Below are 1,940 nucleotides of genomic sequence, written 5' to 3'. Positions count from 1 at the left end.
TTCAACGGAGAGTTTGATCCTGGCTCAGGATGAACGCTGGCGGCGTGCTTAACACATGCAAGTCGAACGATGATGCCCACTTGTGGGTGGATTAGTGGCGAACGGGTGAGTAACACGTGAGTAACCTGCCCTTGACTCTGGGATAAGCCTGGGAAACTGGGTCTAATACCGGATATGACCTTCCATCGCATGGTGGTTGGTGGAAAGCTTTTGTGGTTTTGGATGGACTCGCGGCCTATCAGCTTGTTGGTGGGGTAATGGCCTACCAAGGCGACGACGGGTAGCCGGCCTGAGAGGGTGACCGGCCACACTGGGACTGAGACACGGCCCAGACTCCTACGGGAGGCAGCAGTGGGGAATATTGCACAATGGGCGCAAGCCTGATGCAGCGACGCCGCGTGAGGGATGACGGCCTTCGGGTTGTAAACCTCTTTCAGTAGGGAAGAAGCCGYAAGGTGACGGTACCTGCAGAAGAAGCGCCGGCTAACTACGTGCCAGCAGCCGCGGTAATACGTAGGGCGCAAGCGTTATCCGGAATTATTGGGCGTAAAGAGCTCGTAGGCGGTTTGTCGCGTCTGCCGTGAAAGTCCGGGGCTCAACTCCGGATCTGCGGTGGGTACGGGCAGACTAGAGTGATGTAGGGGAGACTGGAATTCCTGGTGTAGCGGTGAAATGCGCAGATATCAGGAGGAACACCGATGGCGAAGGCAGGTCTCTGGGCATTAACTGACGCTGAGGAGCGAAAGCATGGGGAGCGAACAGGATTAGATACCCTGGTAGTCCATGCCGTAAACGTTGGGCACTAGGTGTGGGGGACATTCCACGTTTTCCGCGCCGTAGCTAACGCATTAAGTGCCCCGCCTGGGGAGTACGGCCGCAAGGCTAAAACTCAAAGGAATTGACGGGGGCCCGCACAAGCGGCGGAGCATGCGGATTAATTCGATGCAACGCGAAGAACCTTACCAAGGCTTGACATGAACCGGAAAGATCTGGAAACAGGTCCCCCACTTGTGGTCGGTTTACAGGTGGTGCATGGTTGTCGTCAGCTCGTGTCGTGAGATGTTGGGTTAAGTCCCGCAACGAGCGCAACCCTCGTTCTATGTTGCCAGCACGTGATGGTGGGGACTCATAGGAGACTGCCGGGGTCAACTCGGAGGAAGGTGGGGACGACGTCAAATCATCATGCCCCTTGAAAGTTGGTAACACCCGAAGCCGGTGGCCTAACCCCTTGTGGGAGGGAGCTGTCGAAGGTGGGACTGGCGATTGGGACTAAGTCGTAACAAGGTAGCCGTACCGGAAGGTGCGGCTGGATCACCTCCTTTCTAAGGAGCGCCTACAGCWACCGGCCTGGATGTATGTCCGGGTGTGGGGGTTGTCAGGAAGCAAGCCCGTTGCGCAGGCGATTGTCCTGCGGCGGGTGCTCATGGGTGGAATATCAACAAATAGCGGCCGTTGTGTTGTCGTGTCCTTCTCTAGTACGAACCCCTGGTGGTTCTGGAACGGTGGCGTGGTGATGTGGTGGTYTTCGTGTTTGGCACACTGTTGGGTCCTGAGGCAACAGGGCCGCGGGTTCGCTGTCTTCGCCTTTTTGGGGTGTGGGTGGTGTTCTGGTGGGTTTGTTTGTTTCTGGTTTCCCTGCCATGACGGTCTGCGCACGTGTTTGTGTGTGGGGTGTGTGGTGTGGGGTTGTTGTTTGAGAACTACATAGTGGACGCGAGCATCTTGTATAAGAAGCAATTTCCAAGATTATGAACCTGGATCTGGTTCGTGYGCCTTTTTGGGTGTGCGGGGCAGTTTCTGTGGTTCTCTCGAGTGTTTTTTGTTTTTGATCTTTGTGGTCAAGTTTTTAAGAGCACACGGTGGATGCCTTGGCATTAGGAGCCGAAGAAGGACGTAGGAATCTGCGATAAGCCTGGGGGAGTCGATAACCGGACTGTGAT

General features: G+C 55.7%; 2 rRNA genes. Both read left to right on the top strand.

Annotation, left to right across the window (positions count from 1 at the left end):
* The first annotated feature begins 1 nt into the window (after nucleotide 1).
* Nucleotides 2–1,322: ribosomal RNA gene (locus AC1DIP_RS22175) — 16S ribosomal RNA — on the top strand.
* A 514-nt stretch (nucleotides 1,323–1,836) separates the two neighbouring features.
* Nucleotides 1,837–1,940 (top strand): 23S ribosomal RNA (locus tag AC1DIP_RS22170); the annotation flags it as partial.

Source organism: Pseudarthrobacter sp. 05T312 (assembly GCF_056396685.1).
Note: the sequence above shows the minus strand (reverse complement) of the source record. Positions and strands in the feature narration are given on the sequence as shown.